The organism is Shewanella profunda (genome assembly GCF_023283765.1).
Taxonomy (GTDB): domain Bacteria; phylum Pseudomonadota; class Gammaproteobacteria; order Enterobacterales; family Shewanellaceae; genus Shewanella; species Shewanella profunda.
The window spans coordinates 1-997 of the sequence record NZ_JAKILG010000112.1 but is presented as its reverse complement, the minus strand read 5'-3'; the positions used below and the strand labels follow the sequence as shown (position 1 = coordinate 997).

At 45.1% G+C, this 997-nt stretch carries 1 protein-coding gene; it reads left to right on the top strand.

Going from position 1 to position 997, the window contains the following annotated elements; all coding sequences use genetic code 11:
* Positions 1-92: 92 nt before the first annotated feature.
* Positions 93-983, top strand: coding sequence for an IS982 family transposase (locus L2744_RS21475; protein ID WP_248993771.1), 891 nt, complete (start codon positions 93-95; stop codon positions 981-983).
* The last annotated feature ends 14 nt before the right edge of the window (positions 984-997 follow it).

The window sequence follows — 997 nt, the reverse complement described above, 5'->3', positions numbered from 1 at the left end:
AACCTGAACTCGGGATAAGAAAATTTGAACTAATAGCCCTCCAAGTGATCGGATCTTTCGACCAAGAGAAACCCCATCACACCGGAGGGCCTATGCATAAATTAGTGGAAGTATTTTGCGATGTCGATGATTTTTGCGCTATTTTCATTCCTGAATGGGAAAAAACGCTGTTAACCGATGGCACGCGCAAGCGTCAACGCGCTGGCCGTATGACGATGAGCGAAGTGATGACCATCATCATACTTTTTCAGATGTCCCATCACCGTGATTTCAAGAACTTCTACACCGGCTATCTGACTCATTTCTATAAATCCGCTTTCCCCAATTTACTCAGCTATACCCGCTTTCTTGAGGTGATGCCCACTGCTTTAGTGCCACTTTGCAGTTACTTTGCCAGCCTTAAGAGTGATCCCACAGGTATTGAATTTGTTGACTCAACCAGCATCAAAGTGTGTCATAACCTGCGCATTCATCGCCACAAAACCTTGGCGGGTCTGGCGCGCAGAGGAAAAGGCACCATGGGGTGGTTCTATGGTTTTAAGCTGCATTTAATTGTGAATCATCAAGGCGGAATCGTGGCGGCCAAAGTGACCCCTGCAAATGTACACGACACAAAGCCTGTGAATGAGATGGTGCACAGTGACATGGATAAACTCTATGCAGATAAAGGGTATATCAGTAAAGCGCTGTCCAGTGAATTGCTAGAGAAAGGCGTGAAGTTGGTGACGAACGTGCGTAAGAATATGAAAGCGAAGGCGATGTCTTTGTGGGATAGAGCGATGCTGTCGAGACGTTTCATCATAGAAACCATCAACGACCAGTTAAAAAATATCTCACAGATAGAGCACTCCAGACACCGCAGTGTGCATGGTTTTATGCTCAATATGATTGCGGGACTTATCGCCTATCAATTGAAAGACAATAAGCCACAACTGAACATCACTAACGCAGAGTTTAATGCTATTGCAGTTATGGCTTGTTAAACCGATCTCAGGTT